This is a genomic window from Enterobacter sp. JJBC (assembly GCF_036936505.1).
In the GTDB taxonomy this organism is placed as follows: domain Bacteria; phylum Pseudomonadota; class Gammaproteobacteria; order Enterobacterales; family Enterobacteriaceae; genus Enterobacter; species Enterobacter hormaechei_C.
The window spans coordinates 1,192,701-1,215,545 of the sequence record NZ_CP136935.1; the positions used below are offsets into that span (position 1 = coordinate 1,192,701).

Here is a 22,845-nt window from a genome sequence, read left to right on the forward strand (position 1 = left end):
TCTCACAACCTCGCTCAATGGGTGAGGTTGTGATAGCATTCCCCTCCATTAATTCACCTTCCAGCGTTGCAGAGCCTGCCCATGAGTTATCAGGTGTTAGCCCGTAAATGGCGACCACAAACCTTTGCTGACGTTGTCGGTCAGGAACATGTGCTGACGGCCCTGGCGAACGGCTTGTCGCTAGGTCGCATCCATCACGCCTATCTTTTTTCCGGCACCCGCGGCGTCGGTAAAACCTCTATTGCCCGTCTGCTGGCAAAAGGTCTGAACTGCGAAACCGGGATCACCGCCACCCCGTGCGGCGTGTGCGACAACTGTCGTGAGATCGAGCAGGGGCGTTTTGTCGATCTGATTGAGATCGACGCCGCCTCGCGCACCAAAGTGGAAGACACCCGCGATCTGCTCGACAACGTGCAGTACGCCCCGGCGCGCGGCCGCTTCAAGGTCTATCTGATCGATGAAGTGCACATGCTGTCGCGCCACAGCTTCAACGCCCTGCTGAAAACGCTGGAAGAGCCGCCTGCGCATGTCAAATTCCTGCTGGCGACCACCGATCCGCAAAAGCTGCCGGTCACGATCCTCTCACGCTGCCTGCAATTCCATCTGAAGGCGCTCGACGTTGAGCAGATCCGCGCTCAGCTTGAGCATATCCTCGATGAAGAGAACATTGTCCATGAACCGCGCGCGCTGCAACTGCTGGCCCGTGCCGCGGACGGCAGCCTGCGCGATGCGCTGAGCCTGACCGACCAGGCGATTGCCAGCGGTGACGGTAAACTCTCCACCGACGCGGTCAGCACCATGCTCGGCACGCTGGATGACGATCAGGCGCTGTCGCTTATTGAAGCGATGATTGCCGCCAACGGTGAGCGGGTAATGACCCTCGTCAACGATGCCGCCGCCCGTGGCATTGAGTGGGAAGCGCTGCTGGTCGAGATGCTCAGCCTGCTGCACCGCGTGGCGATGCTGCAACTGTCTCCGTCGGCCATTGGCGCGGACATGGCGACCATTGAACAGCGGATGCGTGAACTTGCGCGCACCGTGCCGCCGGCTGACGTTCAGCTTTATTATCAGACGCTGCTGATCGGCCGCAAAGAGCTGCCGTTTGCACCGGATCGCCGGATGGGCGTTGAAATGACGATGCTGCGCGCACTGGCCTTCCATCCGCGCAAGCCATTGCCGGAGCCGGAAACGCCCCGGCAGTCCTTTGCGCCGGTTGCGCCGACCGCGGTAATGTCACCGCAGCAGGTGCCACCGCAACCGGCATCGCCGCCGCAAAACGTGCCGCTGTCGGATGCCACCAGTTCGGTGCTTGCCGCACGAAGCCAGTTGCAACGTGCGCAGGGAGCAACCAAACCAAAAAAGAGTGAACCGGCAGCGCCTGCAAGAGCGCGGCCGGTGAACAACGCCGCGCTTGAACGACTGGCCTCGGTAACGGAGCGCGTGCAGTCGCGTCCGGCACCGTCCGCGCTCGAGCAAAAAGCCCCGGCGAAAGAAGAGGCATACCGCTGGAAGGCGACTACCGTTGTTGAAACGGTCAAGGAAGTGGTCGCCACGCCAAAAGCGCTGAAAAAGGCGCTGGAGCATGAAAAAACGCCGGAGCTGTCCGCGAAGCTCGCGGAAGAGTCCATCGAGCGCGACGCCTGGGCCGCTGAGGTCAGCAAACTTCAGCTGCCGAAGCTGGTTGAGCAGGTCGCGCTGAACGCCTGGAAAGAGCAGGACGGTAATCAGGTGCGTCTGCACCTGCGCCCTGGCCAGCGGCACCTCAACTCCCCAGGCGCGCAAAAGGCGCTGGCCGAGGCGCTTACCGCATTACAGGGTGTGCCGGTTGAATTGACTATCATTGAAGATGATAATCCGGCGGTGAAAACGCCGCTCGAGTGGCGACAGGCGATTTATGAAGAGAAGCTCGCGCAGGCGCGCGAGTCGATTATCGCGGATAACAACATCCAGACCCTGCGCCGGTTCTTCGACGCCGATCTGGATGAAGAGAGTATTCGCCCCATTTGATCGTGAGTCTGACTTACGGTTGTAATCCTTAACGTGAAAGAAGAGAGAAGCCTATGTTTGGTGGAAAAGGCGGTCTGGGTGGCCTGATGAAGCAGGCTCAGCAGATGCAGGAAAAAATGCAGAAGATGCAGGAAGAGATCGCTCAACTGGAAGTCACGGGTGAATCCGGTGCCGGTCTGGTCAAGGTGACCATCAACGGTGCGCATAACTGCCGTCGCGTGGAAATCGACCCGAGCCTGCTCGAAGACGACAAAGAGATGCTGGAAGATCTGGTTGCAGCCGCGTTTAACGATGCCGCTCGCCGTATCGACGAAACCCAGAAAGAGAAAATGGCCTCTGTTTCCAGCGGTATGCAACTGCCGCCGGGCTTTAAGATGCCATTCTGATGCAAACCAGTCCGCTGCTCACGCAGTTAATGGAAGCACTGCGCTGCCTGCCGGGCGTTGGCCCGAAGTCGGCGCAGCGTATGGCGTTTACGCTATTGCAGCGCGACCGCAGCGGCGGGATGCGCCTGGCGCAGGCTCTGACCCGCGCCATGTCAGAAATTGGTCACTGTGCGGATTGCCGTACCTTTACCGAGCAGGACGTATGCAACATCTGCACGAACCCGCGTCGTCAGGAAAACGGTCAGATTTGCGTGGTGGAGAGTCCGGCGGACATCTACGCCATCGAACAAACCGGGCAGTTTTCCGGCCGCTATTTTGTGCTGATGGGGCATCTCTCCCCGCTGGACGGCATCGGCCCGGACGATATCGGTCTCGATCGTCTGGAGCAGCGCCTGGAGTCGGAAACCATCAAAGAGGTGATCCTCGCCACCAACCCCACGGTGGAAGGGGAGGCAACCGCCAACTACATCGCCGAACTGTGCGCGCAGTACGGCGTTGACGCCAGCCGCATCGCCCACGGCGTGCCGGTCGGCGGTGAGCTGGAGATGGTCGACGGCACCACGCTGTCGCACTCGCTGGCCGGACGTCACAAGATTATTTTCTGACCAAACGGAGGCTGCGCGCGCGGCCTCCGCTTGAAAATTTCCCCCCTTATCCCCATCTCTCACTCAACGTTTTACAACCCCATTAAATGGCATTGTTGAGGTCGACTTAGATGAAAGGACAAGAAACCCGTGGTTTCCAGTCAGAAGTAAAACAGCTTCTGCACCTGATGATCCATTCCCTGTATTCCAACAAAGAAATTTTCCTGCGTGAGCTGATTTCCAACGCCTCCGATGCGGCGGACAAGCTGCGCTTCCGCGCGCTGTCTAACCCGGATCTGTATGAAGGCGACGGCGAACTGCGCGTGCGCGTCTCGTTCAATAAAGAGAACCGCACCCTGACGATTGCCGATAACGGCATCGGGATGAACCGCGACGAGGTGATCGACCACCTCGGGACCATCGCCAAATCCGGTACCAAAGCGTTCCTTGAGTCCATGGGCTCTGACCAGGCGAAAGACAGCCAGCTGATTGGTCAGTTCGGCGTAGGCTTCTACTCGGCGTTCATCGTGGCGGACAAAGTCACCGTGCGCACCCGCGCCGCGGGCGACAGCGCCGAGAACGGCGTGCTGTGGGAATCCAAAGGGGAAGGCGAGTACACCGTTGATGACATCACCAAAGCGGATCGCGGCACCGAAATCACCCTGCACCTGCGTGAAGGCGAAGACGATTTCCTGAACGACTGGCGCGTACGCTCCATCATCAGCAAGTATTCCGACCACATCGCGCTGCCGGTTGAGATTGAAAAACAGGAAGAGAAAGACGGCGAAACCGTGGTTTCCTGGGAGAAAATCAACAAGGCGCAGGCGCTGTGGACGCGTAACAAAGCTGAAATTAAAGACGACGAGTACAACGAATTCTACAAGCACATCGCCCACGACTTTACCGACCCGCTGACCTGGAGCCACAACCGTGTGGAAGGTAAGCAGGAGTACACCAGCCTGCTGTACATCCCGGCACAGGCGCCCTGGGACATGTGGAACCGCGATCACAAGCATGGCCTGAAGCTGTACGTGCAGCGCGTGTTCATCATGGACGACGCCGAGCAGTTCATGCCGAACTATCTGCGCTTTGTGCGCGGCCTGATTGATTCCAACGACCTGCCGCTGAACGTCTCGCGTGAAATCCTTCAGGACAGCACCGTCACCCGTAACCTGCGTAACGCCCTGACCAAACGTGCGTTGCAGATGCTGGAAAAACTGGCGAAGGACGATGCGGAAAAATACCAGACCTTCTGGAAACAGTTTGGCCTGGTGCTGAAAGAAGGTCCGGCGGAAGACACCGCGAACGTGGAAGCTATCGCTAAACTGCTGCGCTTCGCCTCTACGCACAACGACTCCTCCGCCCAGACCGTGTCGCTGGAAGAGTACGTCTCCCGCATGAAAGAAGGGCAGGAGAAGATCTACTACATCACCGCCGACAGCTATGCGGCAGCGAACAGCAGCCCGCACCTGGAGCTGCTGCGTAAGAAAGGCATCGAAGTGCTGCTGCTGTCAGACCGCATCGACGAATGGATGATGAACTACCTGACCGAGTTCGACGGTAAGGCGTTCCAGTCCGTTGCCAAAGCTGACGAGTCTATCGATAAGCTGGCGGATGAAGTGGACGAAAGCGCGAAAGAAGCCGAGAAGGCGCTGGAGCCGTTCATTGAGCGCGTGAAAACCCTGCTGGGTGACCGCGTGAAAGAGGTGCGCTTCACGCACCGTCTGACCGATACGCCAGCCATTGTCACCACCGATGCGGACGAAATGAGCACCCAGATGGCGAAACTGTTCGCTGCGGCGGGCCAGGCCGTGCCGGAAGTGAAATATATCTTTGAGCTTAATCCTGATCATCCGCTGGTGAAACGCGCGGCGGATACCCAGGACGACGCCCGCTTTGCGGAGTGGGTTGAACTGCTGCTGGATCAGTCCCTGCTGGCCGAGCGCGGTACGCTGGAAGATCCTAACCTGTTCATTAAACGTGTGAATGCGCTGCTACTGGCGTAACTGACCACGTCTCCCCTGGTCTTCTCCCTCTCCCCGTGGGAGAGGGCCGGGATGAGGGCACCAGACCGCACTCTCCCAAATTATCTCCCCTCATTAACCGTTTCAGCCTCCCCGCCTTCCTTGAGCGATACCCGTTCTGGTGGTATTGTTTAGCGCTTTTGAAAAATTGAATCGACATTTGAGGGGATTTTCGCAATGCGTATTATTCTGCTTGGCGCTCCGGGCGCGGGTAAGGGAACTCAGGCTCAGTTCATCATGGAGAAATACGGTATTCCGCAAATCTCTACTGGTGACATGCTGCGTGCCGCTGTTAAATCTGGCTCCGAGCTGGGCAAACAAGCTAAAGACATCATGGACGCAGGCAAGCTGGTGACCGACGAACTGGTTATCGCGCTGGTAAAAGAGCGCATTGCTCAGGAAGACTGCCGCAATGGTTTCCTGCTGGACGGCTTCCCGCGCACCATTCCTCAGGCTGACGCCATGAAAGAAGCGGGCATCAACGTGGATTACGTGCTGGAGTTCGACGTACCGGACGAGCTGATCGTTGACCGTATCGTTGGCCGTCGCGTACACGCTGCTTCTGGCCGCGTTTACCACATTAAATTCAACCCACCTAAGGTTGAAGGCAAAGACGACGTGACCGGCGAAGAGCTGACCACCCGTAAAGACGATCAGGAAGAAACCGTGCGTAAACGCCTGGTGGAATACCATCAGATGACCGCACCGCTGATCGGCTACTACACCAAAGAAGCGCAGGCGGGTAACACCAAATACGCGAAAGTGGACGGCACCAAAGCCGTGGCTGACGTACGTGCAGAGCTGGAAAAAATTCTCGGCTAAGCGCACCTCTCTCACCCGGAGCCCCGGGTGAGAAAAATTCTCATCTCACCTATTGCAGCAATGGGTTTCGTTTAAACGCATTTCCGCTACAATTGACAGCCTATCAAATGGTTAAGAGGCGTGAATGAGTCAGGCGAAAACCGGCATCCTGCTTGCCAATCTGGGCACCCCAGAAGCACCTACTCCAGCGGCGGTAAAACGCTACCTGCGACAATTTTTAAGCGACACGCGCGTCGTGGATACCCCAAGACTGCTGTGGTGGCCACTGCTGCGTGGCGTCATTCTGCCGATTCGTTCCCCGCGTGTGGCAAAGCTCTATCAGTCCGTGTGGATGGAAGAGGGCTCGCCGCTGATGGTGTACAGCCGTCGTCAGGAGAAGGCGCTGGCCGCCCGCCTGCCGGACATGCCCGTTGCGCTCGGCATGAGCTACGGTAAGCCGTCCCTGGAAAGCGCCGTTGACTCTCTGCTGGCGCAGGGCGTTGAACACATTGTGGTGCTGGCTCTATATCCGCAGTATTCGTGCTCCACGGTAGCTGCCGTCTGGGACGAACTGGGGCGCATTCTGGCGACCCGCCGCCGTATACCGGGTATCACCTTTATCCGCGACTACGCCGATAACGAGCTGTACATTCAGGCGCTTGCCAGCAGCGTGCGCGCGTCGTTTGAAAAACACGGCGAGCCGGATCTGCTGCTGCTCTCCTATCACGGTATTCCGCAGCGTTTCGCGAACGAAGGGGACGATTACCCCCAGCGTTGCCGCGATACCACCCGCGAGCTGGTCTCCGCCCTCGGCCTGCCGCCTGAGAAGGTGATGATGACCTTCCAGTCGCGCTTCGGCCGTGAACCTTGGCTGACCCCGTATACTGATGAAACGCTAAAAATGCTGGGCGAGAAGGGCGTGAAGCACATTCAGGTGATGTCGCCGGGCTTCTCGGCAGACTGTCTGGAGACGCTGGAAGAAATTGCCGTCCAGAACAAAGAGTTCTTTATGGAGGCGGGCGGAACGAAATACGAATATATTCCTGCGCTTAACGACTCCCCTGAACACATCGACATGATGGTGTCACTGGTCACCACCCGCCGCTGATCGCGTTACGGGCCGGGTTTGTGCTACCATTCCCGGCCCGTATTCTTTGCACAGTTCAGACCATGAAATTTCCCGGTAAACGTAAGTCCAAACACTATTTCCCTGTCGATGCCCGCGATCCGCTGTTACAGCAAATTCAGCAGGAAAGCGAAACCAGCGCTGCCTGGGTGGTCGGTATCGATCAGACGCTGGTGGACATTGAAGCCAAAGTGGATGATGCGTTTGTCGCACGTTACGGTCTGAGCGCCGGGCACTCGCTGGTGATTGAGGATGACGTTGCTGAAGCGCTGTATCAGGAGCTGGTGCGCGAAAATCTTATCACCCACCAGTTTGCCGGCGGCACTATCGGCAACACCATGCACAACTACTCCGTACTGGCAGACGACCGCTCGGTGCTGCTTGGCGTGATGTGCAGCAATATCGAAATCGGTGGCTACGCCTACCGCTACCTGTGCAATACCTCCAGCCGCACCGATCTGAACTATTTACAGGGCGTTGACGGGCCGATTGGCCGCTGCTTTACGCTGATAAGCGATTCCGGCGAGCGTACCTTTGCCATCAGCCCCGGCCATATGAATAAGCTGCGCGCTGAAAGTATCCCGGAAGAGGTGATCGCGGGCGCGTCTGCGCTGGCACTGACCTCCTATCTGGTGCGCTGCAAGCCGGGCGAACCAATGCCGGACGCAACCATGAAGGCAATTGAGTACGCGAAGAAATACAACGTGCCTGTGGTTCTGACGCTGGGCACCAAATTCGTCATTGCCGACAACCCGGAGTGGTGGCAGGCCTTCCTGAAAGAACACGTCTCGATTCTGGCGATGAATGAAGAAGAAGCCGAAGCGCTGACCGGCGAAAGCGATCCGCTGCTAGCGTCTGATAAGGCGCTGGACTGGGTGGACCTGGTGCTCTGCACCGCCGGGCCGGTCGGGCTGTACATGGCGGGCTTCACGGAAGAAGAGAGCAAGCGTAAAACCCAGCACCCGCTGCTGCCGGGTGCAATCGCCGAATTTAACCAGTATGAGTTCAGCCGCGCTATGCGTCATAAAGACTGCATCAACCCGCTGCGTATCTTCTCTCACATCGCACCGTATATGGGTGGCCCTGAGAAGATCATGAACACTAACGGCGCGGGCGACGGCGCGCTGGCCGCGCTGCTGCACGACATTACCGCCAACGCCTACCACAAAACCAACGTGCCGAATTCCAGCAAACATACCTTCGACTGGCTGACCTATTCCTCGCTGGCGCAGGTGTGTAAGTACGCGAACCGCGTGAGTTATCAGGTGCTGAACCAGCATTCTCCGCGCTTAACGCGGGGGCTGCCGGAACGGGAAGACAGCCTCGAAGAGGCTTATTGGGACAGGTAAAAGTAAAACGGCAACCTGTGGTTGCCGTTTTTAGTGTTTGTTCCCTCTCCCTGCGGGAGAGGGTCAGGGTGAGGGCATCAGGCAGCACAAAACTTACCCCGTTACTGCCTCTTCAACCGGCGGTTTCGTCAGCATTGTCAGCATCGTATTCGCAATCTCACGCTCACCCATCACCACCTGATTCGCGCCGCGCTCGGTGATGTACTCCACTTCGTCATCATAATGGGCGCGGGCAATGATTTCGATATGCGGGCATTTTTCACGGGCTGTGGCGACAATCTCGCCAGCCTCGTAACCGTTCGGGATAGTGAGCAGCAGCCAGCGAGCGCAGTCCAGATGCGCCAGATTCATAATCTCTTCGTTAGCCGCGTTGCCCAGCACCGCGCGGATGCCGCGCTCGCGAAGTTCGTCGACGCGGGTGCGTGACGTTTCAATCACTACAAGTGGAATGCCCTGAGCCATCAGTTTTTCACCCAGCAGGCTGCCGACGCGGCCAAAACCGACCAGCAGCGCGTGGTTGCAGATATCCACCGGGATCTGTTTCTCTTCTTCTGTCGCCTCTTCCAGCGTCAGCTCGTCGAGGGTTTCGGTCTTCTCGAGATATTTCTCCAGCAGGGCAAACAATACCGGGTTCAACATGATGGAGAGGATCGCCCCCGCCAGCACCAGATTTTGCCCAGCCTGTGGCAGCAGGTTCAGGGCCATCCCCAGACCGGCAAGAATAAAGGCGAACTCGCCAATCTGCGCCAGGCTGGCGGCGATGGTCAGCGCCGTGCGCGGCGAGTGACCGAACATCCGCACCAGGAAGAAGGCGGCAACGGACTTACCAAAGATGATGATTGCCAGCGTACCCAGCACGGCCAGCGGCTGCTGGATGAGGATCAACGGGTCGAACAGCATCCCGACGGAGACGAAGAACAGCACCGCGAATGCATCACGTAGCGGCAGGGTATCGTGCGCGGCGCGGTGGCTCAGCTCGGACTCGTTCAGCACCATCCCGGCGAAGAACGCGCCCAGCGCAAAGGAGACGTCAAACAGCTCGACGGCGCCAAAGGCAATGCCCAGCGCCAGCGCAAGGACTGAAAGCGTGAACAGTTCACGCGAGCCCGTGGCGGCGCTGCGGGACATGATCCACGGCACCAGACGGCGGCCCACCAGCATCATGATGGCGATAAACGCCACAACCTTACCGATGGTAATGCTCATATCTAGTGCCAGCGAGGCGAAGCCGATATTCTCTTTTTCCATCATCCCGGCGACGGCGGGCAGCAGAACCAGCGTCAACACCATTACCAGATCTTCAACAATCAGCCAGCCTATCGCGATTTGCCCGCGCTGGCTGTCTATCAGCTGCCTCTCTTCAAGCGCGCGCAGCAGCACCACGGTACTGGCGGTTGAAAGACACAGCCCAAATACGATACCGGTCATGATTGACCAGCCCAGCACCGCCGAAAGCGCCATGCCCAGCAGCGTCGCCACCCCTATCTGGGCGATCGCTCCCGGTATGGCGATCGACTTTACCGCCATCAGATCCTTCAGGGAAAAATGCAGCCCGACGCCAAACATCAGCAGGATCACGCCTAATTCCGCCAGCTCAGGCGCCAGTTTGGTATCTGCGACAAAACCCGGCGTAAAGGGCCCTGCCAGCACGCCCGCCAGCAAATAGCCTACCAGGGGCGAAATACGCAGTTTATTGGCAATCATGCCGAGAATAAAAGCGAGCACAAGTCCACCAACAATGGTGGTGATAAGCGGTGTGGCGTGGTGCATTCCGTCTCCTTTTGCGGTGGGTGATCCATTTTTGGTGCAAATACCAAAAAGCCGATTAATAGTTTATGACAATTTTTACGCTTATGTTTATGAATAATTATTGAAAACACAATAAAAAGGCAATAAGCATGAAAAAAGGCAGATTTTGATAAATTTGCTGAGGGGAGGGAGAGGAAAGCCTTATGACATCAGGTTATCCGGCTGCCAAAGTTTAACTTTGGCAGCCGTGAAGTTACGCTTTATGACGGTTGTCAGGCAGGAATATGGTCAACATCCCCAGAAGTGGCAGGAAAGCGCAGATTTTATAGACCAGGAAGATGCTGGTGTGGTCTGCAACCATCCCTAACACGGCTGCGCCAAGGCCGCCCATGCCAAAGGCAAAACCGAAAAAGAGGCCGGAAACCATACCGATACGTCCCGGCAGCAGTTCCTGCGCATAGACCAGAATGGCTGAAAACGCCGACGCGAGAATAAAACCAATAATCACCGTCAATATTCCGGTCCATTCCAGCGTTGCGTAGGGTAAAACAAGCGTAAACGGTGCAACGCCGAGGATAGAGCCCCAAATCACATACTTACGTCCGATTTTATCCCCCACAGGGCCGCCAATCACCGTACCTGCCGCCACCGCAAACAGGAAGGCAAAGAGGTGGAACTGGGCGTTTTGTACCGATAATCCGAATTTTTGCATCAGATAGAAGGTGTAATAGCTGCTGATGCTCGCCATATAAAAATATTTCGAGAAAATCAGCACCAGCAGCACGCTGACGGCAAGGATCACCTTATTGCGCGGAAGGGGGTTGGTTATCTTCGCGGCAGGTTTTCCCTTATTTACGCGATGCTGCGCGGCATACCAGCGGCTGATTTGCGCCAGGACGACAATCGCCAGCAGCGCGGCCAGCACAAACCACGCCACGTTGCCTTTACCGTAGGGCGCGATAATCACCGCCGCCAGCAGAGGACCGAGGGAGCTACCAAAGTTCCCCCCCACCTGGAACAGAGACTGCGCCAGCCCGTGGCGTCCGCCGGAGGCCATACGCGCCACGCGGGACGATTCCGGATGGAACACCGATGAACCGGTTCCCACCAGCGCCGCGGCAACCAGTACCGCCTCAAAGCTGCCCGCCATGGCCAGCAGCACCAGCCCGCTCAGGGTGAAGCACATCCCAATGGGCAGCGACCATGGCATCGGGTATTTGTCCGTCCAATAGCCCACCACCGGCTGTAGCAGCGAAGAGGCCAGCTGGAAGGTCAGGGTGATCATCCCGATCTGCACGAAGGTTAATGAGAACTCAGACTGCAACAGCGGGTAGATCGCCAGAATCAGCGACTGGATCATGTCGTTGAGCAGATGAGAGAGACTGATTGCGCCTAATACTTTAAAGGAAGTGCGCGATTTCGGCGGCGACGCCGGAGCGCCCTGGACGGGCTGGGTTGATTCACTGATTGCCATAAATACCACGTCGATTTGTTATTAGAGATGCAGGGAGTAATTATTATCCGACTAACATACCCGTCCGTGACATTTGAAGAAAGTCGCAATTCTGAAAACTTATTTGTCTATTCTTGTGAGTCACTGTAATTTTTGCGTTTGTCTATGGGTCAGGGAGAGAGAAGATGAAGTTAATGAAGCGTGGCGTCGCGCTGGCGCTCATCGCCGCATGGGGGCTAACAAGCCTGCCCGCGCAGGCGTATGAAAAAGATAAAACCTATAAAATTACCATTCTGCATACTAACGATCATCACGGCCATTTCTGGCGCAGCGAATACGGTGAATATGGCCTGGCGGCGCAAAAAACGCTGGTGGACGGCATTCGTAAAGAGGTCGCGGCCCAGGGCGGCAGCGTGCTGTTGCTGTCGGGCGGGGATATTAATACCGGCGTACCGGAATCTGATTTGCAGGATGCCGAGCCTGATTTCCGCGGCATGAATTTAATTGGTTACGACGCGATGGCGGTCGGAAACCACGAGTTTGATAATCCGCTGAGCGTGTTGCGCCAGCAGGAGAAGTGGTCCAAATTCCCGTTCCTTTCCGCCAATATTTATCAGAAAAGCACCGGCGAGCGCTTGTTTAAACCGTGGGCGCTGTTCAAGCGTCAGGATCTGAAGATCGCGGTCATCGGCTTAACCACCGACGATACGGCCAAAATTGGCAACCCTGAATTTTTCACCGACATCGAATTCCGTAAACCGGCGGACGAAGCGAAGCTGGTGATCCAGGAGTTGCAGCAGAATGAAAAACCGGATGTGATTATCGCGACCACCCACATGGGGCATTACGATAACGGTCAGCACGGCTCTAACGCGCCGGGCGACGTGGAGATGGCGCGCAGCCTTCCAGCGGGCTCGCTGGCGATGATTGTGGGCGGTCATTCGCAGGATCCGGTCTGCATGGCTTCTGAGAATAAAAAGCAGGTAGATTATGTGCCCGGCACGCCGTGCGCGCCGGATCGTCAGAACGGGATCTGGATTGTACAGGCCCACGAGTGGGGTAAATACGTTGGCCGCGCGGATTTCGAATTCCGTAACGGCGAGATGAAGCTGGTGCACTATCAGCTCATCCCGGTCAACCTGAAGAAGAAAGTGACCTACCCGGACGGCAAAAGCGAGCGGGTACTCTACACGCCAGAGATCGCTGAAAACCAGCAGATGCTCTCTCTGCTGACGCCGTTCCAGAGCAAAGGGAAAGCGCAGCTGGACGTGAAGATTGGCACGCTTAACGGACGACTGGAAGGGGACCGCAGCAAAGTCCGCTTCGTGCAGACCAACATGGGGCGTCTGGTGCTGGCCGCGCAGATGGCGCGCACGAATGCGGATTTCGCCGTGATGAGCGGCGGCGGTATTCGTGACTCCATCGAAGGCGGAGACATCACCTATAAAGACGTGCTCAAAGTGCAGCCGTTTGGCAACGTGGTGGTCTATGCGGACATGAGCGGGAAGGAGGTGATTGACTACCTGACCGCCGTGGCGCAGATGAAGCCAGATTCCGGGGCGTATCCGCAGTTTGCTAACGTCAGCTTCGTCGCGAAGGACGGTAAGCTCAACGATCTCAAAATCAAAGGCGAACCGGTTGATACGGCGAAAACCTACCGCCTGGCAACGTTAAGCTTTAACGCCACCGGCGGCGACGGCTATCCGCATATCGATAACAAACCGGGCTATGTAAATACCGGGTTTATTGATGCGGAAGTGTTGAAGCAGTTTATCCAGCAAAATTCACCGATTGACGTGAACGCGTATGAGCCGAAAGGTGAGGTGAGCTGGCAGTAGTGTTGTGCTGCCTGATGCCCTCACCCCAACCCTCTCCCACCGGGAGAGGGCGCGAACACAAAAAACGGTAACGCCTGTTACCGTTTTGCTTTTACCTCGCAGCGCCACCGGGCAATTTTCTCAATCCCGGCGCGCAATATCCGCAAATTTCGCGTCCAGCATTTTCGCCAGATCGCCTGCGGACAGTTCGATATCCAGCCCGCGTTTGCCGCCAGAAATATAGATCGTTTCAAATTCTTGCGAAGGCGCATCGATCAGCGTGGGCAGACGCTTTTTCTGACCGAGCGGGCTGATCCCGCCGACCAGATAACCCGTTGTGCGTTGCGCAACCATCGGGTCTGCCATATCGACCTTTTTCGCTCCCAGCGCTTTGGCCACTTTCTTCAGATCAAGCTGTCCGGCGACGGGCGTTACTGCTACGGCGAGGTGCTTCATATCGCCGTTCACCGCGACCAGCAGCGTTTTGTAGACCTGGTCCGCGTTCAGCCCCAGCTTGCGCACCACTTCATCACCAAAGTTGGTTTCGTTCGGATCGTGATCGTAGGTGTGGATCCGGAAAGAAATTTTGTTTTTTTCGAGTAATTTAACGGCGGGAGTCATGGCTATCCTTCTTACGACAGACGATTCATGCCAGCAGCATACGCCTGACGTTTGTCTAAAAAATAGCACCATCTTGCGCAATAGTATTGGCAGTGATGGTTACTTTGAGCGACAATCGGCGTAGCCGAAGGTCACTTCGGTATAATAAAAACGATGAAATTCCTCTTTGACGGGCCAATAGAAATATTGGCCATTTTTTTATTTCAGCAGCGACGGCAAATTCCCTTCTCCGTACAAATGCAACGCGCCAACCGCGACAACATAACGACCGGCAGGCAGGGCATATAGCGTCTCCCGCCACGCCTGGTTGCGCGCGTTCATCAGCACATCATACAACGATTCACTGAACGTCGACGGTAACGCCAGCTTACCGTCTGCGGGCGGCGCATCCAGCCACCAGCCAATCATCGTTTGCAGCAGACGCGCGTTGGTGTGCCAGTGGGTCAGGGTATCATCCAGTAGCATCTTGCCGTCATCGGGAAGCTGGCGAAGGAGCGCAATCTGGCTGTCCGTGCCTTCCAGTTCAATAACGGACAGGTTGCGCGCCCTTGCCGCATTCAGCAGTTGATAATCGATACCGTAATCGCCGCGCAGCCCCAGGCGCTGCGCCTGGGTTGCCTGTAGCACCATGGCAATTTGCCACAGGGGCAGGGTGTCGAGCATTGAGAGCGAGACGCCGGTCTCATCCGCAAGACGAGTAAGCTCAGCCAACTGCGTCTCGTTAAGACGTTCCGCCAGGGGGCGGCCGCTTTCCAGCCCGGCAAACGGCGATTCATGGCCGGAGATGTCGGCTTCGACGATCAGCGCGTCGGCGCGCTTCAGTAGTTTAATCAGGCCGGAGGGCAGGGGGGACATATCCTGCGTGCCCATATGAATGCTTCCCACCAGGTGCAGATGCTGCCCGCCCGGAAGCGAAATATCCATACCGGGCCAGGCATAACGGCGGGGAAAAAGGGCGCGAAACGATGTTTTTATACGATTAAACAGACCCATACGCGCTCCATAAACGGAAAGGTTCATGCTAGCGCGTACGGGTACAAGGTTCAATCTTTCGGTTTAAACCGCAGCAGACGGTTAGCGTTGCTCACCACGGTAATTGACGAGAGCGCCATCGCCGCACCCGCAACAACCGGGTTCAGCAGGGTACCGGTCAGCGGCCACAAAATCCCGGCGGCAATCGGAATGCCGAGCGAGTTATAGACGAACGCCCCCAGCAGGTTCTGCTTCATGTTGCGCAACGTGGCTTTCGAAATCGCCAGCGCGTCCGCCACGCCCATCAGGCTGTGGCGCATCAGGGTGATCGCCGCGGTTTCAATGGCGACATCGCTCCCGCCGCCCATCGCAATACCTACGTCAGCCTGCGCCAGCGCCGGGGCGTCGTTGATGCCGTCGCCCACCATCGCCACCTGGCGACCCTGACTTTGCAGGTTCTTGATGGCGTCCGCTTTGCCGTCCGGCAGCACGCCCGCGATCACCTCATCAATACCGGCTTCTTTGGCGATGGCGTTGGCGGTGGTCGGATTGTCCCCGGTCAGCATCACCAGACGATAGCCCGCGCGGTGCAGGCGCTGTAAGGCATCTACGCTGTCCTGGCGTAACGGATCGCGCACGGCCAGCAGCGCCGCCACCTGACCATCCCTCGCCAGCAGAACCGGCGTCGCGCCCTGAGAGGCCTGCGCGTTCAGCTCTGCGTCCAGCGCGGACGTATCAACGCCGTGTTCAGTCAGCAGTGCCTGGTTTCCCAGCAGCAGCGTATGGCCTTCGGCTTCACCGCTGACCCCTAAACCGCGCAGGGTGCGGAAGTTACTTACCTGCGGCAGACGGGCATCACCGGCTTTCTCCAGGATGGCGCGCGCCAGCGGGTGGCTGGAGCCTTGTTCCAGCGCGGCGGCCAGGCGCAGGGCATCCGTCTCCGTACAGCCAACGGTACTGACGGCCACCACCTGCGGTTTGCCCTCGGTGAGCGTGCCGGTTTTATCAAAGACAAGGGTGTCCAGCGTGCTTGCCCGTTGCAGGGCGTCAGCATCACGGACCAGTACGCCAAATTCGGCGGCGCGTCCGACGCCAGAGATAATCGACATCGGCGTGGCCAGGCCAAGGGCACAAGGGCAGGCGATGATCAGTACCGTGGTGGCGATCACCAGGGTGTAGACAATCTGCGGCGCCGGGCCGAAGAAATACCAGATTGCCGCGCTCAACAGGGCAATACCGACGACTACCGGCACAAAAATGGCGGAGATTTTATCGGCAAGCTGACCAATCTCCGGCTTACTGCTCTGCGCCTGGCGGACCATGCGAATGATGCGTGACAGCGTGGTATGGCTCCCGACCGCGCTGGCGCGGAACAGCACGCTGCCGTCCTGCACGACCGTACCGGCATGCACGGCGTCGCCATCGGATTTGTGCTGGGGAATAGGCTCCCCGGTCAGCATCGCTTCATCCAGCCAGGCTTCGCCCTGGCTTATCTTACCGTCAACGGGAACACGGTCTCCCGTGGTCAGACGCAGCGTCATGCCGGGCTGAACCTCGGCCAATGGTACGCTTTTTTCCCCCTCGTCCGTGACCACGCGGGCCGTCGGCGGGGTTAAATCGAGTAATCTTTCCAGCGCTTTCGACGAGCGCTGACGCGCGCGGGCTTCGAGCATATGGCCTAAGTTAATCAGACCGATAATCATCGCACTCGCTTCATAATAGAGATGGCGCGCCTCCATCGGGAACCACTGCGGCCAGACGTTAACGCTCATCGAATAGAGCCACGCCGCGCCGGTCCCGAGGGCGACCAGGGTATCCATCGTCGCGGTGCGGTTTTTCAGGCTCTTCCAGGCGCTGGTATAGAAATGCCCGCCTGCAAACACCATCACCGCAAGGGTAATCAGACCAATCACCAGCCACAGGGTGCGGTTGTCAGCGGTGACCATCATGTTGTCACCCATCATGCCCCACACCATCACCGGAATACCGACCAGCAGGGCGACAATCGCCTGCCAGCGGAAGCGCTTCATGGTGGCGACAGCAGTTTCCTGCTGGCGCTCGCGGCGCTCGGCATCATCTTCGATGGCCTCCGCCCCGTAGCCCGCTTTCTCCACGGCCTGCACTAACTCTGCGGCGGAGGCGCTGCCCATCACCAGCGCAGTACGCTCCGCCAGGTTTACCCGTGCCTGTGCTACACCCGGTACCGCCTGTAAGGCGTTTTGTACCCGGGAAACGCAGCTGGCGCAGCTCATGCCGTTGATCAGCAGCTGTTGGCTGTCATCAATGTCATCAGCTACCGGAAGCTCAGGAGTGGCCGCTGTCAGTGCTTCCGACGGGGATGATGACTCTGCCAGCGGTTTAGCCTTTGGGTGGCTTAACTCCGCCCCGTAACCGGCCTGTTTAATGGTATCAATCAGCGCGTCGGCGCTGGCGCTGCCGGTCACGGCGGCATGATCGATAGTCACCTCAGCGCTTTCCACGTCAGGACGCTGCTCCAGGCTTTCTTTAACGCGTTTGACACAGTGGCCGCAGGAGAGGCCGTCCAGTGTCAGGTCAATAGTGTGAGACATAACAAAACTCCCGTATAATGTTCTGGTCAATTGTTGACCTTCACTCTGCTTTTCGCTAACTGTTATGAAGGTTAAACCTTCCATCAAGGGGAAGGTCAAGGGGGAAATGTGAATATCAGCGATGTTGCGAAAAAAACCGGTTTAACCAGCAAAGCGATTCGCTTTTATGAGGAAAAAGGGCTGGTGACGCCACCGTTGCGCAGTGAGAACGGCTACCGCAGCTATACGCAGCTGCATCTTGATGAACTGACGTTACTGCGCCAGGCAAGACAGGTAGGATTTAACCTTGAGGAGTGCGGCGAGCTGGTTAACCTGTTTAACGATCCGAAACGCCACAGTGCCGACGTGAAAAAACGTACGCTGGAAAAAGTGGCGGAGATCGAACGCCATATCATCGAATTACAGGCGATGCGTGAGCAACTGTTACAGCTGGCAGAATCCTGCCCGGGAGATGACAGCGCCGAGTGCCCGATTATCGACAATCTTTCCGGCTGCTGCCACCGTAAAACCCACGCCTAACAGGCTTTAACCCGCAGGGTAATACCTTCCACCGCGATGACCTCAACCCGCGTGCCGGCGCTGAGGTCATCATCGGCCACCACCGGCCACGAACTGTCCCCCACGCGCATATGACCGCGTCCGTTTATTAGCGTGTTATCAAGCGTAAAGCGTTTACCCACGATCTGCTGCCCACGCTGGTTGAGATGCGCGTCGACCGGCTTCTGCGCCTTCACCCGTTTGTTCAGCCAGCGCCACCACAGCCAGGCGGCCAGCAGCGTCAGCACGGCAAACAGCGCGCCCTGCCACTCCCAGCCGACAGGCAGCAGCCAGACGACCAGCCCGGTAATCACCGCGGCAACCCCGCTCCACAGCAGATAACCGTTGCCGCCAAGCATCTCGGCGGCCAGCAGCAGTCCGCCAAGGCTTAGCCAGAACGCATGAGGATGTGCAACGATGAGCTCAATCATTTTTTACGCTCGTTTCCGCCGTCTTTGATCAGTTCGGCAATTCCGGCGATAGACCCCATCAGGCTGCTGGCATCCAGCGGCATCATCACCACCTTGCTGTTGTTCGCAGAGCCGATCTCCTTCAGCGCATCGGTATATTTTTGTGCGACGAAGTAGTTCACGGCCTGGATATCCCCGGCGGCAATCGCCTCGGAGACCATTTGCGTCGCGCGGGCTTCCGCTTCTGCCGAACGTTCACGCGCTTCCGCCTGGAGGAAGGCAGACTGACGGTCGCCCTCGGCTTTCAGGATCTGCGACTGTTTTTCCCCTTCCGCTTTCAGGATTTCAGCCTGACGCACCCCTTCGGCTTCAAGAATATAGGCACGCTTGGTACGCTCGGCCTTCATCTGCGCGTTCATGGAAGCAATCAGCTCTGCCGGTGGGCGCACGTCGCGGATCTCAATGCGTGTCACTTTGATCCCCCACGGATTGGTGGCTTCATCCACAATGTGCAGCAGGCGGGTATTAATGCTGTCGCGCTGGGAGAGCATTTCATCCAGCTCCATCGAGCCAAGCACGGTACGGATGTTGGTCATGGTCAGGTTGACGATCGCCAGCTCCAGGTTGCTCACCTCATAGGCCGCTTTTGGCGCATCAATCACCTGAATAAAGCACACCGCATCGATGGTGACGTTGGCGTTATCCTTGGAGATGACTTCCTGAGAAGGGATATCCAGCACCTGCTCCATCATGTTGATCTTGCGCCCAATTCTGTCCATGAACGGGACGATCAGGCTTAAACCCGGCTGAAGGGTATTGGTGTAGCGACCGAAGCGTTCGACGGTCCACTGGTAACCCTGCGGGACAATTTTGACGCCTGCGCCCACGATAACCAGCGCAACGAAAATAAGGACAGGAACAACGATGAGCATAAAAACCTCCTGTTTTGCATGCCGTAACGAGAAAAACTGCGTATTTGTTGAACGTAAGTATATCGGCTAACGAACAGGATTTCGCCCCTGTAAAGAGGTGGGAACCGGACTGGCAGAAATAAAACGCCCCGTTCGGGATGCGGGGCGCAAAGCGTTACTTTTCAGACCAGGTATAGCTGAAGTCAGTGATAAACCCATCCCCGGCGTCAGCGATGGCTTTTGATAATCCCTGATAGTATTTTTCCAGGCCGATGGCCTCTATCTGCTGGATCTGCTCGCGAACGGGAGCGCAGAACAGCACCGCATTGCCCGCTCCGACACGTTTGTTGTTCGGCGGCAGATCGCCAGTAATCGCTTTAAACCAGGTTCTGATCCCTTGCTTTAAGTTGTGCGGCGCTTTTGTAAGATCCTCCTGGCCGGTCAGCACCTGTAGGGTAGGGAATTCATTAGCATTGACGGCGGTTTTCATACGCGCAAAGAACGCGGTAAAAAGCTCAAAAGAGCCGAGATCCGTAACGCGAGGCTTGGTAGTTTTTCCGTTTTTATTGCCCATTTTTCCGGCAGGGGCTGTAGGTGCCGGAACCACATTGACCTTATGCAGATCCAGACCAAACAGCAGATTGCAGTGCGCCCGGCGTTCTTTAAGCGGGTAGGACATCAGCACGTCAATAAACGCCGTCGCCTTCACATCGGCCAGGTCATGGTTAATCAGCCATTGCGAGCGGGCAAATTCCGCAGGGGAAACGAACCAGTCAGGCACCTCAGTAAAGCGTCTGGATTTACCCTTGCCGTCAAACTCGAGAAAGTAAGCCCCATCATCGAAAGCAAAATAGCAGTTTTTAAAGCTACCGATTGTGGTGTTAACGATGAGCGCCTTCTTAACAAAATCGACCACCTCTGCACCCATGACAAAACGCGTGAGTTCAGAAGAATTGATGACTTCCATTAATGTTTCCACATCAGGAACACCAGGCTTCAGGGAGGAGAACTCATAAAAGATATGTGTCATGTTGCTGACTTCCTGTAGTTATAGAGGTGACAATAAACAGGCAAAAAGTTTAACACTTGCTATAGGTTAAGGCTATTCGCGCTGCGTAGCGGAAAGGATTATGCTAAAGGCTCTTCTTATCACAGCGGTTAATGGAATCGGAATGAATAATAAAAAAAATCTTCTGGATATCAGGGATGTTGGCTTTCGTGTGGGTGATAACACCATCCTTCAGCACGTCGATTTTTGTCTCTCCCCGGGCGAATTTAAACTGATAACCGGTCCCTCCGGCTGCGGCAAAAGCACCCTCCTGAAAATCGTGGCTTCGCTACTGAGCCCAACGGAGGGAACCATCCTGTTTGCAGGAAAAGATATCGCCACGCTTTCACCGGAAAGCTATCGCCAGCAGGTGTCATACTGCGTGCAAACGCCGTCCCTGTTTGGCGACACGGTGTACGACAATCTGGTTTTCCCCTGGCACATCCGCAACCAAACGCCTGATCCGAAAAAGTTTACCGACGATCTGACCCGGTTCGGGCTTTCGCCGGAGACGCTGACCAAATCGATCGCCGAACTGTCGGGCGGGGAAAAGCAGCGCGTCTCGCTGATCCGTAACCTGCAATTCTTGCCGAAGGCGCTGTTGCTGGACGAAATCACCAGCGCGCTGGATGACGCTAACAAGCGCAACGTCAATGACATTATCCATCGCTACGCCCGGGAGCAGAATATTGCCGTGCTGTGGGTGACGCATGATTCAAATGAAATTACCCATGCGGATGATGTCATCACGCTCAGGCCGCAGGGCGGGAAAATGGAGGAGGCTCACCGTGGGTGAACATAACATAACTAACGAATCGCTGGCGCTGTCAATGGTCCTGGTGCTGGTGGCGATTGTGGTCAGCTACCGGGAAAAGCTGGGGCTGGAAAAAGATATTCTTTGGAGTATCGCCCGCGCGGTTATTCAGCTCATCATCGTCGGCTATGTGCTGAAATACATCTTCAACGTCAATCATGCCGTGCTGACCCTGTTGATGGTGCTGTTTATCTGCTTTAACGCGGCATGGAACGCGCAGAAACGCAGTAAATACATCGATAAAGCGTTCATTTCGTCGTTGATCGCCATCACTACCGGGACCGCGTTAACGCTGGCTGTGCTGGTGCTTTCCGGCTCGATAGAATTTACGCCGATGCAGGTGATCCCCATTTCCGGGATGATTGCGGGCAATGCGATGGTGGCGGTCGGGTTGTGCTACAACAATCTGGGGCAACGGTTCAGCAGTGAACAGCAGCAGCTTCAGGAGAAGCTAAGCCTTGGCGCGACGCCGAAGGTGGCCTCGGCGAGGTTGATCCGCGACAGCATTCGCTCTTCGCTAATCCCAACGGTGGATTCCGCCAAAACAGTGGGTCTGGTGAGCCTGCCGGGCATGATGTCGGGGCTGATTTTTGCCGGTATCGATCCGGTAAAAGCCATTAAATACCAGATTATGGTGACGTTTATGCTGCTCTCTACGGCGAGCCTGTCCACCATCATTGCCTGCTACCTGACCTATCGGAAGTTTTACAACGCGCGCCACCAGCTGGTGGTGACGCAGTTGAAAAAGACGGGGTAATATCTGCTTTTGTAGGCCCGGTAAGCGTTAGCGCCACCGGGCATTTTTTTGCTAGTAGAGCAACGCGTACAGCTGACGACGATATTTCGACGCCAGCGCGTCACCGGTACCCAGCGCGGCCAGGATCTCCTGGAACATCTTCCGCGCCTGTCCGTCTGCGGCGCCCAGGTCCTTCTGAAGATGGCTAAACAGCAGCTCCAGCGCCTCTTCGTTACGCCCCACCTGATGCAGCTGAAGCGCCAGCTGGCTTGCCAGCGCGGCATCCTGCGGGTTGTCCGCAACCTGCTGCTGAAGCTGTTGAATTTCAGGGGTATCGGCCGCCTGTTTAAGCAGGTCAATCTGCGCCACCAGACCCTGATAACGGGTATCCTGATCCTGCATCGGCACCGTTTTCAGCACGGCTTCCGCGTCTTCAGGGCGGTGCAGTGCAATCTGGGTCTCTGCCAGCAGCAGACCAATCTGGCTGTTCTGGTTCGACAGCTGCCACGCGTCTTTTAACAGCGGCAGCGCCTCGTCGTACTTGCCTTCCTGCATCAGCGCCATGGCTTCCTGCGCTTTCAGCTCTTCTTCGCGCGGCAGGACTTTATCCAGCAGGGCGCGGATCGCCTCTTCGGGCTGCGGCCCCTGGAAGCCATCCACCGGCTGACCGTTCTGGAACAGGTAGACGGTTGGGATCGCACGCAGGCCAAACTGGGAAGCCACCATCGGTTCGGCGTCACAATCCAGCTTCGCCAGAATGAACTGACCATTGTACTGCGCGGCAAGGCTTTCCAGGACCGGCGTCAGTTGCAGGCAGTGTTGGCTGCGTTCAGACCAGAAGTAGAACAGCACCGGTTTAGTCATTGACTGTTCGAGCGTCTGTTGCAGGTTAGCTTCAGTTATGTTGACGATATTCTGTACGGACATGCG

General features: G+C 56.9%; 20 protein-coding genes and 1 other annotated feature. Of the genes, 11 read left to right on the plus strand and 9 right to left on the minus strand.

Going from position 1 to position 22,845, the window contains the following annotated elements:
* Positions 1–81 precede the first annotated feature (81 nt).
* From dnaX to RY075_RS05750, 7 genes are all read left to right on the plus strand, one after another.
* The gene (dnaX, locus tag RY075_RS05720) at positions 82–2,007 is read left to right on the plus strand and encodes a DNA polymerase III subunit gamma/tau (RefSeq protein WP_109948435.1); all 1,926 of its coding nucleotides are present in this window, start codon (positions 82–84) and stop codon (positions 2,005–2,007) included.
* Positions 1,337–1,401 (plus strand) — a sequence feature (DnaX frameshifting element). It overlaps the preceding gene by 65 nt.
* A gap of 53 nt (positions 2,008–2,060) precedes the next feature.
* Positions 2,061–2,393 (plus strand): YbaB/EbfC family nucleoid-associated protein, encoded by a 333-nt coding sequence (locus tag RY075_RS05725; RefSeq protein ID WP_003858972.1) that lies wholly within the window; start codon positions 2,061–2,063, stop codon positions 2,391–2,393.
* Positions 2,393–2,998 (plus strand): recombination mediator RecR, encoded by a 606-nt coding sequence (recR, locus tag RY075_RS05730; RefSeq protein WP_006809843.1) that lies wholly within the window; start codon positions 2,393–2,395, stop codon positions 2,996–2,998. Before RY075_RS05725 ends, recR begins: the two co-directional genes overlap by 1 nt.
* 110 nt (positions 2,999–3,108) lie before the next feature.
* Positions 3,109–4,983, plus strand: coding sequence for a molecular chaperone HtpG (htpG, locus tag RY075_RS05735; RefSeq protein ID WP_045343199.1), 1,875 nt, complete (start codon positions 3,109–3,111; stop codon positions 4,981–4,983).
* A gap of 195 nt (positions 4,984–5,178) precedes the next feature.
* Positions 5,179–5,823 carry an adenylate kinase gene (adk, locus tag RY075_RS05740; protein ID WP_006809841.1) on the plus strand — a complete coding sequence of 215 codons (645 nt, stop codon included), beginning with the start codon at positions 5,179–5,181 and terminating at the stop codon, positions 5,821–5,823.
* A gap of 124 nt (positions 5,824–5,947) precedes the next feature.
* Positions 5,948–6,910, plus strand: a complete 963-nt coding sequence (gene hemH, locus RY075_RS05745) for a ferrochelatase (protein WP_003858963.1) — start codon at positions 5,948–5,950, stop codon at positions 6,908–6,910.
* Between the two features lie 62 nt (positions 6,911–6,972).
* A complete protein-coding gene (locus RY075_RS05750; RefSeq protein WP_338628283.1) occupies positions 6,973–8,277 on the plus strand; it encodes an inosine/guanosine kinase in 1,305 nt (434 codons plus the stop codon).
* Between the two features lie 93 nt (positions 8,278–8,370).
* On the opposite strand, the gene ybaL is transcribed toward RY075_RS05750, so the two are convergent.
* Together ybaL and RY075_RS05760 are read right to left on the minus strand one after the other, a co-directional pair.
* Positions 8,371–10,047, minus strand: a complete 1,677-nt coding sequence (ybaL, locus tag RY075_RS05755; RefSeq protein ID WP_338628285.1) for a YbaL family putative K(+) efflux transporter — start codon at positions 10,045–10,047, stop codon at positions 8,371–8,373.
* Between the two features lie 232 nt (positions 10,048–10,279).
* On the minus strand, positions 10,280–11,500 hold the full coding sequence (locus RY075_RS05760) for an MFS transporter (RefSeq protein ID WP_015571242.1): 1,221 nt from the start codon (positions 11,498–11,500) through the stop codon (positions 10,280–10,282).
* 164 nt (positions 11,501–11,664) lie between these two features.
* Here RY075_RS05760 and ushA point away from each other — a divergent pair, with 164 nt between their 5' ends.
* Positions 11,665–13,317 (plus strand): bifunctional UDP-sugar hydrolase/5'-nucleotidase UshA, encoded by a 1,653-nt coding sequence (gene ushA / locus RY075_RS05765; RefSeq protein WP_022650509.1) that lies wholly within the window; start codon positions 11,665–11,667, stop codon positions 13,315–13,317.
* Positions 13,318–13,437: 120 nt separating this feature from the next.
* On the opposite strand, the gene ybaK is transcribed toward ushA, so the two are convergent.
* The 3 genes from ybaK to copA form a co-directional block, all read right to left on the minus strand.
* On the minus strand, positions 13,438–13,917 hold the full coding sequence (ybaK, locus tag RY075_RS05770) for a Cys-tRNA(Pro)/Cys-tRNA(Cys) deacylase YbaK (protein ID WP_003858950.1): 480 nt from the start codon (positions 13,915–13,917) through the stop codon (positions 13,438–13,440).
* Between the two features lie 198 nt (positions 13,918–14,115).
* Positions 14,116–14,910, minus strand: coding sequence for a TraB/GumN family protein (locus tag RY075_RS05775; RefSeq protein ID WP_003858948.1), 795 nt, complete (start codon positions 14,908–14,910; stop codon positions 14,116–14,118).
* A gap of 50 nt (positions 14,911–14,960) precedes the next feature.
* A complete protein-coding gene (gene copA, locus RY075_RS05780; protein WP_109948436.1) occupies positions 14,961–17,459 on the minus strand; it encodes a copper-exporting P-type ATPase CopA in 2,499 nt (832 codons plus the stop codon).
* Between the two features lie 108 nt (positions 17,460–17,567).
* On the opposite strand from copA, the gene cueR reads away from it, so the two are divergent.
* Positions 17,568–17,978, plus strand: coding sequence for a Cu(I)-responsive transcriptional regulator (gene cueR / locus RY075_RS05785; RefSeq protein ID WP_017383222.1), 411 nt, complete (start codon positions 17,568–17,570; stop codon positions 17,976–17,978).
* Here the strand turns inward: cueR and RY075_RS05790 are convergent.
* The 3 genes from RY075_RS05790 to RY075_RS05800 all read right to left on the minus strand — a co-directional run bounded on the left by RY075_RS05790 (position 17,975) and on the right by RY075_RS05800 (position 20,347).
* The gene (locus tag RY075_RS05790; RefSeq protein WP_022650512.1) at positions 17,975–18,427 is read right to left on the minus strand and encodes an NfeD family protein; all 453 of its coding nucleotides are present in this window, start codon (positions 18,425–18,427) and stop codon (positions 17,975–17,977) included. The genes cueR and RY075_RS05790 overlap by 4 nt on opposite strands.
* Positions 18,424–19,338 carry an SPFH domain-containing protein gene (locus RY075_RS05795; protein WP_003858941.1) on the minus strand — a complete coding sequence of 305 codons (915 nt, stop codon included), beginning with the start codon at positions 19,336–19,338 and terminating at the stop codon, positions 18,424–18,426. The genes RY075_RS05790 and RY075_RS05795 overlap by 4 nt, the downstream gene beginning before the upstream one ends.
* Before the next feature lie 154 nt (positions 19,339–19,492).
* Positions 19,493–20,347 (minus strand): hypothetical protein, encoded by an 855-nt coding sequence (locus RY075_RS05800; RefSeq protein ID WP_023324252.1) that lies wholly within the window; start codon positions 20,345–20,347, stop codon positions 19,493–19,495.
* A gap of 142 nt (positions 20,348–20,489) precedes the next feature.
* Between RY075_RS05800 and fetA the strand changes: the two genes are divergently transcribed.
* Both fetA and fetB read left to right on the plus strand, forming a co-directional pair.
* Positions 20,490–21,161, plus strand: coding sequence for an iron ABC transporter ATP-binding protein FetA (gene fetA / locus RY075_RS05805; RefSeq protein ID WP_015571235.1), 672 nt, complete (start codon positions 20,490–20,492; stop codon positions 21,159–21,161).
* On the plus strand, positions 21,154–21,936 hold the full coding sequence (gene fetB, locus RY075_RS05810; RefSeq protein ID WP_017383223.1) for an iron export ABC transporter permease subunit FetB: 783 nt from the start codon (positions 21,154–21,156) through the stop codon (positions 21,934–21,936). The genes fetA and fetB overlap by 8 nt, the downstream gene beginning before the upstream one ends.
* A 51-nt stretch (positions 21,937–21,987) precedes the next feature.
* Here the strand turns inward: fetB and RY075_RS05815 are convergent, their stop codons facing one another.
* Positions 21,988–22,842 (minus strand): co-chaperone YbbN, encoded by an 855-nt coding sequence (locus RY075_RS05815; RefSeq protein ID WP_003858935.1) that lies wholly within the window; start codon positions 22,840–22,842, stop codon positions 21,988–21,990.
* Between the last annotated feature and the right edge of the window lie 3 nt (positions 22,843–22,845).